Annotated in this window: 9 protein-coding genes; 8 read left to right on the top strand and 1 reads right to left on the bottom strand. The window is 71.5% G+C overall.

Features of this window, described 5'->3' with window-relative positions:
• Positions 1-191: 191 nt before the first annotated feature.
• From AB0P24_RS26800 to AB0P24_RS26830, 7 genes are all read left to right on the top strand, one after another.
• Positions 192-1,496: a transcriptional regulator gene (locus AB0P24_RS26800; protein ID WP_365798220.1), complete on the top strand. Its 1,305-nt coding sequence runs from the start codon at positions 192-194 to the stop codon at positions 1,494-1,496.
• 66 nt (positions 1,497-1,562) lie between these two features.
• Positions 1,563-3,083, top strand: a complete 1,521-nt coding sequence (locus AB0P24_RS26805; protein WP_365798222.1) for an aldehyde dehydrogenase family protein — start codon at positions 1,563-1,565, stop codon at positions 3,081-3,083.
• Positions 3,084-3,099: 16 nt separating this feature from the next.
• Entirely contained in the window at positions 3,100-3,477 is a 378-nt protein-coding gene (locus AB0P24_RS26810; RefSeq protein ID WP_365798224.1) for a DUF779 domain-containing protein, read from the top strand.
• A gap of 10 nt (positions 3,478-3,487) precedes the next feature.
• Positions 3,488-4,501: a zinc-dependent alcohol dehydrogenase gene (locus AB0P24_RS26815; protein ID WP_365798226.1), complete on the top strand. Its 1,014-nt coding sequence runs from the start codon at positions 3,488-3,490 to the stop codon at positions 4,499-4,501.
• 51 nt (positions 4,502-4,552) lie between these two features.
• The gene (locus AB0P24_RS26820) at positions 4,553-5,668 is read left to right on the top strand and encodes an NAD(P) transhydrogenase subunit alpha (protein ID WP_365798228.1); all 1,116 of its coding nucleotides are present in this window, start codon (positions 4,553-4,555) and stop codon (positions 5,666-5,668) included.
• On the top strand, positions 5,665-5,985 hold the full coding sequence (locus AB0P24_RS26825; RefSeq protein WP_234532717.1) for an NAD(P) transhydrogenase subunit alpha: 321 nt from the start codon (positions 5,665-5,667) through the stop codon (positions 5,983-5,985). The genes AB0P24_RS26820 and AB0P24_RS26825 overlap by 4 nt, the downstream gene beginning before the upstream one ends.
• Before the next feature lie 5 nt (positions 5,986-5,990).
• Complete coding sequence (locus AB0P24_RS26830) at positions 5,991-7,409, top strand: NAD(P)(+) transhydrogenase (Re/Si-specific) subunit beta (protein ID WP_365798231.1); 1,419 nt, start codon at positions 5,991-5,993, stop codon at positions 7,407-7,409.
• A gap of 151 nt (positions 7,410-7,560) precedes the next feature.
• Here the strand turns inward: AB0P24_RS26830 and AB0P24_RS26835 are convergent, their stop codons facing one another.
• Positions 7,561-11,220 (bottom strand): LamG-like jellyroll fold domain-containing protein, encoded by a 3,660-nt coding sequence (locus tag AB0P24_RS26835; RefSeq protein ID WP_365798233.1) that lies wholly within the window; start codon positions 11,218-11,220, stop codon positions 7,561-7,563.
• A gap of 494 nt (positions 11,221-11,714) precedes the next feature.
• Between AB0P24_RS26835 and AB0P24_RS26840 the strand changes: the two genes are divergently transcribed.
• Entirely contained in the window at positions 11,715-12,731 is a 1,017-nt protein-coding gene (locus tag AB0P24_RS26840) for a LacI family DNA-binding transcriptional regulator (RefSeq protein WP_365798235.1), read from the top strand.
• Positions 12,732-12,822 lie beyond the last annotated feature (91 nt).

The following is a 12,822-nucleotide window of genomic DNA, read 5'->3' on the forward strand; positions in this document are numbered from 1 at the left end:
CTGCCAGAACCCGGACCGAGTCAGTGCGGGTGCCCGGCGCAGACCACTCCGAGCGGAGCCACAGGGCGAACGGGACCGTGCCCAGGGGCCGATCGCCCTCGTACAGGTGCCGTTCGGCCTCTGTGGCCGGCTCCCGGCAAGGAGCAGCCTTGACACGAGCCGTCGAGCAGGAACGCGCAGAGGGTGGAGCCATGGACGCTTCCGGTGCCGGCGCGGTCGCCTTGCTGCGTGCCGCTCACGAGCGGTTCGTGACCTCGGCCGGCCGGGGGCCGGAGGTACGAGGCCTCGTGGCCGACTCCTGGCGGCGCTGTGCGGCCGGCGGGATACGACCCGACGGCGGCGACCCGCCCCCGCTGCTCCGGCCCCCCGCCGAACTGGACGCCTGCCGCCTGACGCATCCGCTCGCCGCCGTACTGCCCCTCTTCCGTGACCTCCTGGGTCCCGGCGCCGCCGACGACGGGCACGTGTTCGCGGTCGGCGACGCGGACGGCACCCTGCTCTGGGTCGAGGGGGACGCACAGGCCATCGGGCGGGCCGAGCGGATGCGGTTCGTCGCGGGAGCCGGCTGGGCGGAGCGCACCGCAGGCACCAACGCCCCCGGAACCGCCCTGAGGCTGGGGCGCCCCGTGCAGATCGTCGCCGGCGAGCACTACAGCGTCGCCGTGCACGACTGGTCCTGCGCCGCCGCCCCGGTGCGCGATCCCGCCACCGGACGGGTGGTCGGCGTGGTCGACCTGTCCGGCGGCGCCACCATCGCCACACCCCCGGCCCTGGCCGCCGTGCGCGGCGCCGCGCTGGCCGCCGAGGCGCAACTCGCCCGCACACCCGCCTCGGTACCCTTCCCGGGGCCTGACGCGGCTCGGGGTGAGATGCGGCTCTCGGCGCTGGGCCGGGACCACGCCGTGCTGGAGTACGGGGACCATGCGGTCCGACTCAGCCCGCGGCACAGCGAGATCGTGCTGGCCCTCGCGCTCGTCGGCCGCGGCATGAGCGGGGAGCAGCTCGCCGTGGACCTCTCGGAGCGCGAGATACCGGCCTCCACACTGCGCGCCGAGATGACCCGGCTGCGGGCCGTGCTGGGTGCGGACCTGCTCGGGTCCCGCCCGTACACGCTGCTCCGCCCCGCACGCACCGACGCCGACGACGTGTCCCGGCTGCTGGCCGCGGGCCGCGTCCACGAGGCGCTCGACCGCTATCACGGCCCGCTGCTGCCGGGCTCCGAGGCACCCGTCGTCGTAGAGCAACGCAGGTGCCTGGAGCAGCAGTTGCGCGCGGCCGTGCTCGCCGCCGGGGACGCCGGCCTGCTGCGCCGCTGGGTCGGCGCGACCTGGGGTGCCGAGGACACCGCCGCCTGGGCGGCGCTCGCCCACACCCTTCCCGGCGGCTCCCCGCAGCGCGCCGCCGCGGCCGCCCGCGCTCGCGCGCTGGCCCCCGCGACGCCCGCGTTCCCCCAGCTCCGCACGCATGCAGCGGTGTTGCAGCGTTTCCGCTCCTAGCGTCCTGAGCACCACCACTCGTCGTGCTCGAAACGGGACGAGACAGGGAGAGAGAAGGGGACGGTCATGAAGTACCAGCCTCCGGGCACTCCGGGCAGCGTCGTGGACGTCGCCCCACGCTACGAGAACTTCATCGGCGGCAAGTGGGAGGCACCCACCACCGGCGAGTACAAGCCCAACCTGTGCCCCGCCACCGCCAGGCCCATCTGCGACATCCCGAAGTCGGCGGCCGAGGACATCGAACTCGCGCTGGACGCCGCGCACTCGGCCAAGGACAAGTGGGGCGAGGCCTCCACCGCCCAGCGCGCCGCGGTTCTCAACAAGATGGCCGACGCCATCGACGCCCACCGCGAGGAACTCGCCGTCGCCGAGAGCTGGGACAACGGCAAGCCGGTCCGCGAGACCCTGGCCGCCGACATCCCCCTGGCCGCCGACCACTTCCGCTACTTCGCGGCCGCGATCCGCGCCGAGGAGAGCGAGATCACCGAGATCGACAAGGACACCATCGCCTACCACTTCCACGAGCCGCTGGGCGTGGTCGGACAGATCATCCCGTTCAACTTCCCGCTGCTGATGGCCGCGTGGAAGCTGGCCCCGGCCCTCGCCGCCGGCAACGCCACCGTCATCAAGCCCGCCTCGCCGACCCCGTGGTCGATCCTCAAGCTCATGGAGGTCGTCGGCGACCTCGTCCCGCCCGGCGTGCTCAACGTCGTCAACGGACCCGGCGCCGAGATCGGCAAGGCCCTCGCCGCCAACAAGCGCATCGCCAAGGTCGCCTTCACCGGCGAGACCACCACCGGCCGCCTGATCATGCAGTACGCGGCCCAGAACATCATCCCCGTCACGCTGGAGCTGGGCGGCAAGTCGCCGAACATCTTCTTCGACGACGTCGCCGCCAAGGACGACGACTTCCTCGACAAGGCCGTCGAGGGACTCGTCCTGTACGCGTTCAACAAGGGCGAGGTCTGCACCTGCCCCTCGCGCGCCCTGATCCAGGAGGACATCTACGAGGAGTTCATGGGCCGCTGCCTGGAGCGGATCCGCGCCATCAAGCAGGGCGACCCGCTCGACACCGAGACCATGATCGGTCCCCAGGTGTCGAAGCAGCAGATCGACAAGATCGCGTCGTACGTCGAGATCGGCGTGAAGGAAGGCGCCGAACTCCTCGCCGGCGGCCACCGGACCGCACTCGCAGGGGAGTTCGCGGACGGCTACTTCTACGAGCCGACCGTGCTCAAGGGCCACAACAGGATGCGGGTCTTCCAGGAGGAGATCTTCGGACCCGTCCTCGCCGTCACCACCTTCAAGGACGAGGCGGAGGCCCTCGCCCTCGCCAACGACACGCCCTACGGCCTCGGCGCCGGCGTGTGGACCCGCGACGGCGCGCGCGCCTACCGGATGGGCCGCGCCATCAAGGCCGGCCGGGTCTGGACGAACTGCTACCACCAGTACCCCGCGGGTGCCGCGTTCGGTGGCTACAAGGTCTCCGGCATCGGCCGCGAGACGCACAAGATGATGCTCGACCACTACAGCCAGACCAAGAACCTCCTGGTCAGCTACGGCACCAAGCCGATGGGGCTGTTCTAGAAGGAGCGCGGTGACCATGTCCGTCAGTTCGGTGATCGTCGAGAACGGCACCGCCGGACGCGTCACTGTCACCCGGGCGGCCCGCAGGGCGATCGACGCCCTGCTCGCCGCCCAGGGCGGACCGGTGATGTTCGTCCAGTCCGCCGGCTGCTGCGACGGCAGCGACCCCATGTGCTTCCCCAACGGAGAGTTCCTGCTGGGGGAGGGCGACATGCTCGTCGGCGTGGTGCACGGCTGCACCTTCCACATGAACGCCGACCAGTACGAGGCGCTCGGCCGCCCCCGCCTCGTCCTGGACGTCGAACCGGGCACCCCGGGCGGCTTCTCCCTCGCGGCCGGGGACGGACTGCGCTTCGTCACCCGGACCAAGCCGCCCGAACGCCAGACCAGTTGAGGAGCAGATCATGAAGGCAGCGGTCGTCACCGACTTCGGCAAGCCCCTGGAAATCCAGGACCTGCCCGTCCCCACCCCCGGCCCCGGCGACGTGCTCGTCCGCATGGAGGCCTCCGGGCTGTGCCACACCGACATCCACGCCGCCCACGGCGACTGGCCGGTCAAGCCCAACCCGCCGTTCGTCCCCGGCCACGAGGGCATCGGCCCCGTGGAGGCCGTCGGCGCCGGCGTTTCCGAGGACCTCCTCGGCAAGCGGGTCGCCGTCCCGTGGCTCGGCTCGTCCTGCGGCACCTGCCGCTACTGCGTCTCCGGCTGGGAGACCCTGTGCGAGTCCCAGGTCAACTCCGGCTACTCCGTCGACGGTTGCTACGCCGAGTACGCCGTCGCGAACGCGGGCGCGACCGTCCCGGTCCCCGACGGCGTGACCTCCTTCGACGCGGCCCCGCTGACCTGCGCCGGCGTCACCACCTACAAGGCGATCAAGGTCGCCCGGGTGGTGCCCGCCGAACGGGTCGCCGTCTTCGGCGTCGGCGGCCTCGGCCACCTCGCCGTGCAGTACGCGCGGCTGGTCGGCGGACTGGTCACCGCGGTCGACCTGGAGCCGGACAAGCTGGGCCTGGCCCACCGGCTCGGCGCCGACCAGATCGTCAACGCCCGCACCCACGACCCGGTCGAGGAGATCAAGAAGGCCGGCGGCGCGGATGTCGCCGTGGTGCTCGCCGCCGCGCCGAAGGCCTTCGAGCAGGCCTACCGGTCGCTCAACCGCGGCGGACGCCTCGTGATGGTCGCCCTGCCCGCCGACAACGCGGCGGTCACCGTGCCGATCTTCGAGACCGTCCTCGGCGGCATCTCCGTGATCGGCTCCATCGTCGGCACCCGCCAGGACCTGGCCGAGGTGTTCGCGCTGCACGCCGCCGGACGCACCCAGGTCATCGCCGAGCCCCGGCGCCTCGACCAGGTCAACGACGCCTTCGACGAGGTCCTCGGCGGACGGGCCGAGGCCCGGCTCGTCTTCCAGTTCTGAGAGTTCCGCGGCCCGGCGGATGCGCCGGGCCGCGGGGAGAGGCAGCAGATCATGGCCACCGTCACCGTGGGCGCCGTACGGGAGCGGGCACCCGGCGAACGCCGCGTCGCGCTCGTCCCCGAGGCCGTCACCCTTCTGCGCCGGGCCGGAGTCGACGTCCTGGTCGAGACCGGGGCGGGTTCGGGTGCCTGGTTCACCGACGCCGACTACACCGACGCGGACGCCACCGTCGTACCCTCGGACGAGCTGTACGCCCGGGCCGACGCCGTCCTGTGCGTGGCACCGCCCGACCCGGAGACCGCGGAGGCCCTGCGCCCCGGGCAGACCCTGATCGGCCTGCTCGAACCGCTGCGCCACCCCGACCTGGTCGCCGGCCTGCACCGGCGCGGCGTGCGCACGGTGAGCCTCGACCTGCTGCCCCGCACCCTCAGCCGCGCCCAGTCCATGGACGCGCTCACCTCACAGGCCAACGTCGCCGGCTACAAGGCCGCCCTGCTGGCCGCCGACACCTACGACCGCTTCCTGCCGATGCTCACCACCGCGGCGGGCACCATGCGCCCGGCGCAGGTCCTGGTCCTCGGCGCCGGAGTGGCGGGACTGCAGGCCGTCGCCACGGCCCGCCGCCTCGGCGCCGTCGTCACGGCGTACGACGTACGCCCCGCGTCACGAGGGGAGGTGGAGTCGCTGGGCGCCCGGTTCCTCGACATCCAGAGCCCCGCCGAGGAGGAACCGGACGCCCGACGGGGCGGCTACGCACGGGAGCTGACGCCCGAGGAGCAGCAGGCGCAGCGTGCCGCGCTGGACGCGCACATCGCCCGCTCCGACATCGTCATCACCACCGCCCAGGTGCCCGGCCGCAAACCCCCGCTCCTGGTCACCTCCGCCGTACTGGAGCGCATGCACCCCGGCTCGGTCGTTGTCGACCTCGCCGCGAGCGAACTCGGCGGCAACGTCGAGGACTCCGAACCCGACAAGACCGACGTCCTGCCGAACGGCGTGACCCTGATCGGCGCCGGGCATCTGCCGTCCGCCATGGCCACCGCCGCCTCCACCGCCTACGCCCGCAACCTCGTCGCCCTGCTGCGTCACCTCGTACGCGACGGCGCGCTCGTCCTCGACCCGGACGACGAGATCACCAGCGCCCTCCTCGGAGGTGAACCCTCATGAACGACCTCGACCTCCTCACCGCGATCACCGTCTTCGTGCTGAGCGTCCTCGTCGGCGTCGAGGTGATCAGCAAGGTGCCCGCCACCCTGCACACGCCCCTGATGTCCGGCTCCAACTCGGTGCACGGCATCGTCGTCATCGGCGCCATGCTGATCGCCGCCGGGTCGCACACCTGGCTCGGCTACCTCCTCGCCTTCGTGGCCATGGTGTTCGGCGGGATGAACGTGGTCGGCGGCTACGCCGTCACCGACCGCATGCTGGAGATGTTCCGGGCCAGGCCGCCCGAGACCCCGAAGAACCCGAAGGCCGAGGTGTGACCACCATGGACACCGTCTCCAACGCCGTCCACTACGTCTTCCTCGCCACGGCCGTCTGCTTCGTCCTCGGCCTGCACCTGATGAACCATCCCCGCACCGCCCGCCGCGGCAACGCCCTCTCCGCGGGCGGGATGGCCGTGGCGATCGCCGCCACCGTCTGGCTCGTGATCCACGAGGGCACCATCACCACGACCGGCTGGCTGGTGCTCGCCTCGGGCGGCCTCATCGGTGCCGCGCTGGGCCTGTACGCCGCCCGCGAGGTCAAGATGACCGCCATGCCCCAGCTGGTCAGCGTCTTCAACGCCGTCGGCGGCGGCGCGGCGGCGCTCATCGCGGTCAACGATCTGCTTCAGGCCGATGACGCGGCCGCGCTCGGCGCCCGGGTGTCCCTGCCCGGCGCGCTGGACATCGTCATCGGCGCGGTCACCTTCTCCGGGTCGCTCATCGCGGCGGGCAAGCTCCAGGGCGTCGTGTCCGGGGCGCCCGTGGTGTTCCCGGGAGCGCGGCTGCTCAACGTACTGCTGCCGGCGTCCTTCGTCGCCGGCACGGTCTGGCTGGTGCTGGCCCCCGACTCCCGCACCGCGCTGTACGGACTGACCGCCGTCGCGCTGCTGTTCGGCGTGACCATGGTGCTGCCCATCGGCGGCGCCGACATGCCCGTGGTCATCGCCCTGCTGAACGCGTTCACCGGATCCGCGGTCGCGATGGCCGGCTTCGTCCTGGACGAGACCGCCCTGATCATCGCCGGCATGCTGGTCAGCTCCTCGGGCGGCATCCTCACCAAGCTGATGGCCAACGCCATGAACAGGTCCGTCGTCAACATCGTCGTCGGCGGCTTCGGTACGGGTGACAGCGCGCCGGCCGCGACCGGCCCGGGCGGTGCCCCGGCCCAGGTCCGCCAGGTCTCCGCGGACGACGTGGCGATCCAGCTGGCGTATGCGCGGAAGGTCGTCTTCGTTCCCGGCTACGGTCTCGCCGCCGCCCAGGCCCAGCACGAACTCGGCGACCTCGCCAAGCTGCTGACCGACCACGGCGTCGACGTCAGCTACGCAGTCCACCCGGTGGCCGGCCGGATGCCCGGGCACATGAACGTGCTGCTGGCCGAGGCCAACGTGCCCTACACCCAGCTCAAGGAGATGGACGACGTCAACCCGGAGTTCCCGCAGGCGGATGTCGCCCTGGTCATCGGCGCCAACGACGTCACCAACCCCGCCGCCCGCAGGCCAGGCAACGCGATCTCCGGGATGCCCATCCTCGACGTCGACAAGGCGAAGAGCGTCGTCGTCATCAAACGCTCGATGGGCCACGGCTACGCGGGCATCGACAACGAGCTCTACACCGCTCCGAGGACCGGGATGTTCTTCACCGACGCGAAACGCGGACTGGCCGAACTCAAAGCGGCGGTCGGCGAGTTCGTCGGCTGACCGCACACCATGGTGGGCCCCGCCGGGAACGGCGGGGCCCACCATGACGGAACGGGCCGGGCCCACTCACCCCCACGCCACAGGCGCGGCATCTCGGGTCGGGGCGGAGCGACGGGCGCGGGCCTCGTGCGCGTCACCGCCGCCCCTCAGCTCATCGCACCTCCTTCGCGTACGGCGCGACGACGATCCGGTCGATCAGCGGCGCCCAGCGGGAGCGGAGCAGGATCCCCGGGAAGGTGTCCGAGGCGTAGGTGGTGCCGTCGAAGTTCGGCAGTTCCTCGGAGCGGAACGTGATGGTGTTCTCTCCCTTCTTCAGGTGGACCGGGACGGTCAGTTCCCAGAAGTTGTTCTGGTGGAAGCTGTGCGCAAAGCCGACGCGCTGGAGGTCACCGCCGTTGACGGTGATGTCGGCGTGCCGGGCGAGCGGGTCCGGGTTGTAGTGGGTGGCCTGCGACTGCTCCGGGTTGGCGTAGCGAATGCGCAGCGCGTACAGGCCGGTCCTGTCCGCGGCGACCCTGAACGTCGCGGTGTTGCCGTTGCCCGGGTCGCCGCCGATCCCGGTGATGGCCGTACCGTCGGTCGCCAGGGACAGCGGGGTCAGCGTGGCCGAGCCCGCGAGCACGGCGTCCTGCGCCTCGTACGTACGTGGTGTGAGGGTGCCGTCGGTCGGCGTGACCGTCAGCCGGTCGACGAGGGTGGTGGCCGAACCGCCCGTCAGCGTCACCTTGTTGATGCCGCCCGAAAGGGAGACGGCCACCTTGTGCCTGGCCTTGGTCACGTGCATGACGTCGTGCCCGTTGACCGACAGCCGCGCGTCCGCGCCGGCGAGGGCGTCGACCCCGAGGGAGGCCTCGCGGTCGGCGGGGGAGTACACCCAGAACGTGGCGGTCTGGTTCTTGGCGAGCCGGACCGCGCCCGAGCCGGTGGCGGGTGCCGCGGTGTGCTTCGGCAGGTCGTAGACGGGCCGTGCGCCGCCGCCCAGCCAGGCCAGCTCGCCCTCGTATGTCCGGGTGGTCGCCGATGCCGAGGGCAGGGACAGGGTGAGCCGGTCGACGATGGCGTCGCCTTTGGTGGCGCGCTTTCCGTCCAGGCTCTGCGCGGCGAGCGTGAGGGTGTGCCTGCCCTTGGTGAGGCGGACCTTGGTGTCGGTGTGGTCCCACACCACCCACTTGTAGCCGAGCGGCAGGTACAGCTCCTGCTCGCCGGCGGCGTCGCCGTCCACGCGCAGGAAGACGTTGGTGGGGCCCTGTTCCCTCACTTTGTCGTAGGTGTTGAGGGAGTTGGCGAAGACGCTCAGGCCGTAGGTGCCGTCCTCGGGCACGTCCACGGTGAAGTCGAGGGTGACGTCGGAGCCGGTACGCAGGCCGCCCACGTCGTACCCGCCGGAGGTGTAGAACTTCGACACGTCGCTCGTCGAGCCCTCCGGGCCGTTCCTGGAGTAGCCGGAGCCCGTGTGCGCGGCGTCCTCCGCCTCGTACGACCCCTGCCAGCGCACGGGTGACGACTGCGTGGCTCTCGCCTTCCCGGCCGGGCTGAGGACGATCTCGTACGCCGAGGACTCCTTCAGCGGCGGCAGAGCGCCGTCGCCGAAGTCGACGACGGCCCTGCCGTCGGCACTGACCTTCAGGTCGGTCTCCGTGAGCAGCCTCGGCCCGGAGCTGTCGCCGACCTGCCCGCTCCACTCGATCTCCCTCACCCAGGCGTGCACACGGTCCCCGAAGACCTTCCTGGGGACGCCCGCGAAGGTGATGTGCCCCTTGCCGTCGGAACCGCCGAAGACCAGCCGCGCCTGCTTCTTGTCCTCGTCGAGCGTGGCGACACCCTGCATGGTGTAGTTCTGGCCGGGGAACGGCGGGGTCACCGTCACCGTGTGCCCGCTCATCGAGGCGTACGAGTGCAGCAGCCACCACTGGCCGTTGCCACGGTTGGCCTGCACCGCGGAGTCGGACAGGTTGCCGTCGATGTTCCAGTACGCGATGTCGGCGTCCACCTTGGACTCCTCGATCGCGGACACCCACTGGATCATCTGGCCGGGCACCGAGGTGTGGTAGTTGAAGGCGTACTCGTCGATGTTGACGGGGAGCCGGGTGCCCTCCCGGTCGGTGCCCTTGAACAGTTCCTTCTCCCACGTCCGGTACGTGGCGACGTTCTGGCGCACCGCCTCCGGGTGGCTCAGCTCATGCCACGTGATCACGTCCGGCAGCGTGCCGGCGGCCAGGGCATGGCCGAGGAAGCCCTTCACCTGGCTGTACAGGACGCTGGTGTTGGGGCCGGCGATGCGCGCGTTCGGCATCCTGCCCTTGATGAGCCTGTAGACCTCGTCCCAGGCGGCGAAGTAGTCCTGGGGATCGTTCAGCCAGCTGACCTTGTCGTAACTCCACTCACCGGTGCCGAACATGTTGCCCTCGGGCTCGTTGAAAGGCACGAAGACGACGTTGTCCTGGTACTTCTCGGGGAGTCGCAGGACCTGGTCGACCTGCTGGGTGATCTCCTCCTCGTACCGCTTGAGCTTTGCGGCCGGGGTGTCGCCCGGCCACTCGTACGGGAAGCCCCGGTAGATGTCGGTCATGTAGACGTAGACGTCGCCGTCGGTGGAGTCGGCCAGCGGCTTCACCACGTCCAGCGCGTCGGCACCGGGGTGCTGCGGGCCGTCCTGCGCCTTGGTGGAGACGGTGCGCAGGCCCATGCCCTCGATGAGGTTGTCGGTGGGGACGCCCGGCCCGTACACGCCGTAGAGCGTGCCGGAGGCGCCGCCGTGGAAGGCGCCGGTGTCCGAGGAGAGATCGACGGTGAGCTCTCCCTCACGGACGACGGTGACGGTCGCCCGCACGGCCCGCCCGGCCGCCGTTCCCGCCACGGTGAACGTGCCCGGCCCGGCGTACTTCTCGGCCGGTACGGCGTCCCAGGCGATCGGTGTGTCCCGGTCGTAGCCGTCGGAGTAGGAGGAGCGGACCGTGCCGGGCAGGGACGGGGCGGTACCGGTCGTCGTACGGACGTCGAAGGACACCTGCGAGAGCTCCTGCGGCGTCGGGGCGTTCGCGACCGTGCCGGCGACCTGCTCGGGGGTGAGTGCCGAGTGCCAGACCGTGAAGTCGTCGATCGCGCCCTTGAGCAGCGGGTCCTGGTAGAAGGACCTGCCGATGTAGCCGGCCGACCTGGCCGAACCGTCCAGCAGGTCCTTGGCGTTGACGGTCGTCGCGGCGGAGGAGACCGCCACGCCGTCGAGATAGGTGGTGACCCGGCGGGCGGTGGTGTCGAGGGTGACGGTGACGGTCCGCCAGCCGTCGGCGGGCAGCGGTGCGTAACCGGAGACCTGCGCCTCCGCGCCCCCGCCGCCGGTGGTCACGGCGGTGCGCAGCACGCTGCCGTTGGAGGGCGTGGTGAACAGGTACCTGCCGGTGTCGGTGCCCAGGTCGAAGATCCGCTGCCAGGCCGACTGCTCGCCGCTCCATCTCACCCGGGCCGAGACCGTCAGATCGCTCGCGTCGCCCAGCACTTCGCGGGGCAGCCGGACGAACGCGCCGTCGGAGCCGGCCGCCCCGCCGGGCAGGTCCAGCGCCCTGCCGCCGTCAGCGCCGGCGACGGACCGGGCGGTGGAGGCGTTCACCAGGGTCGCGGTCAGACCGTTGCCGGAACTGTCGCCGATGGTTCCGGAGGAGAGGTCGTCCTGGTCGAAGGTGTAGTGGGCGGCGGGCTGGGGGGCCTCGGCCGCCTGTGCGGGGACGGCCGGCGCCACCAGCGCGCCCGCGCCGAGGGCCAGGGCCACGGCGGCCGGGGCCCGGCGCCGGGCAGGTCTGTCAGCGGATGACATGGATTGCGTCCTCAATCCTTTGGGTGACGGGTCCCGGTCTGCCCGCCTCGGCCCGGCTGCTCGTCCGCATGCCGTGGCCCGTGAGGCCAGTCCGAGGTGACACGATGTCGAATCGGTTCGATCGAGTGCCGTCCGGAGGTGAGACGGCTGACCCAGGTGGTGGTGGCGCACCGCACGCGACGGGCTGTGCGGAACGGGCTTCGGTCGCGGGAAGGGTTCGTCGAACCGGTTCGCAGGAAGCTAGCACCGGGGAAATTCCGCAGCAATACCTCCGGCACGAGCGGAGGCGGCGAAGTCCATGGATCGCCCGGATCTCCCCGCGTCAACGAGAAGTGTCGTTCCAGGTGTTGACAGTCGCCCGGCTTGTTCCTACCTTCGCTTCACGCGAACCGGTTCGACGACCGGTGACCGTCCTGTCTCTTCGCCCAGCATCCCTACGAGTCGGACGATCTGTCTCGCGGGGGTATCGAACCGGTTCGAGCAAGGAGTTCTCGGTGAACATCGGTGAGATCGCCCGCAGGGCCGGTGTCTCGCGGAGCACCGTGTCCTACGCGCTGAGCGGCAAGCGCCCCGTCTCGGACGCCACCCGCCGCAAGATCCGGGAGGTCATCGACGAGCTGGGCTACCGCCCGAACGCCAGCGCCCGTGCCCTGGCCAACGGCCGGACCAGCACGATCGGTCTGGTGTTCCCGCCGGCCGGCAGCCACTACACCGGGATGCAGCTGGATTTCATCGGCAGCGTGGTGGAGGCCGCCGCGGCCTACGACTACGACGTCCTGCTCTCCCCGAGCGGCGTGGACAGCGACCGCTCCTTCCAGCGGCTGCTGGGGGAGCGGCGGGTCGACGGTGCCATCCTCATGGAGATCAGGCTGGCGGACGACCGGGTGGACCACCTGGCCGACCTCGGCTTCCCGTCCGTCGCCATCGGCCGCACCGCCCACCCGGAGGGCGGCTGGTGGGTGGGTCTCGACCACACCGCTCTGGTGCAGGCGTGCGTCCACCACCTGGCGGACCTCGGCCACCGCAGGATCGCCTTCGTCAACCGTCCCGAGCAGATGCTGCGGGCCGGATACGAGTCCGCGCACCGCGGCCTGGACGGCTTCACCAAGGCCGCGGCCGAGCGTGGACTGACCGTGCGGACGTACCACTGCGGAGACGACGCCGCCTCGGGGCAGGCGTGCCTGGAGCGGATCCTGCGGGACGACCCGGCCACCACGGGTCTGGTCACGCTCAACGAGGCGGCGCTCGGCGGTCTCTACCGGGGGCTCGCGCGGGCGGGCCGCCATGTGCCGCGCGACTTCTCCGTCACGGGAGTCGTGGCCGGCCGGTGGGCGGAGACGGTGACTCCGCAGCTCACCGCGGCCGACGTACCGGCGGAGGAGATGGGCCGTCTCGCCGTCGACCTCCTCGTCGAGCGGCTGGACAACCCCGACGCGCCGGCCCGCAACCACCTGCTCGCGCCGCCGATCTCCCTGCGGGCCAGCACCGGGCCCGTCTTCGGCACCGCCTGAGCCCGAGGCCCCGGCCTCCTCACTCCGCCCCCCCGACCACGCCCCACAGGCGCATTCCCGACCACGACCGGCGGGCACACCCCCGACCACG

It is taken from the genome of Streptomyces sp. NPDC086519 (assembly GCF_040686075.1).
Classification (GTDB): Bacteria; Actinomycetota; Actinomycetes; order Streptomycetales; family Streptomycetaceae; genus Streptomyces; species Streptomyces shenzhenensis.

Bases quoted from the DNA above. Each gene is read 5' to 3' on its own strand.
- AB0P24_RS26800 (WP_365798220.1), top strand. From the start codon at position 192: ATGGACGCTTCCGGTGCCGGCGCGGTCGCCTTGCTGCGTGCCGCTCAC.
- AB0P24_RS26805 (WP_365798222.1), top strand. From the start codon at position 1,563: ATGAAGTACCAGCCTCCGGGCACTCCGGGCAGCGTCGTGGACGTCGCC.
- AB0P24_RS26810 (WP_365798224.1), top strand. From the start codon at position 3,100: ATGTCCGTCAGTTCGGTGATCGTCGAGAACGGCACCGCCGGACGCGTC.
- AB0P24_RS26815 (WP_365798226.1), top strand. From the start codon at position 3,488: ATGAAGGCAGCGGTCGTCACCGACTTCGGCAAGCCCCTGGAAATCCAG.
- AB0P24_RS26820 (WP_365798228.1), top strand. From the start codon at position 4,553: ATGGCCACCGTCACCGTGGGCGCCGTACGGGAGCGGGCACCCGGCGAA.
- AB0P24_RS26825 (WP_234532717.1), top strand. From the start codon at position 5,665: ATGAACGACCTCGACCTCCTCACCGCGATCACCGTCTTCGTGCTGAGC.
- AB0P24_RS26830 (WP_365798231.1), top strand. From the start codon at position 5,991: ATGGACACCGTCTCCAACGCCGTCCACTACGTCTTCCTCGCCACGGCC.
- AB0P24_RS26835 (WP_365798233.1), bottom strand. From the start codon at position 11,220: ATGTCATCCGCTGACAGACCTGCCCGGCGCCGGGCCCCGGCCGCCGTG.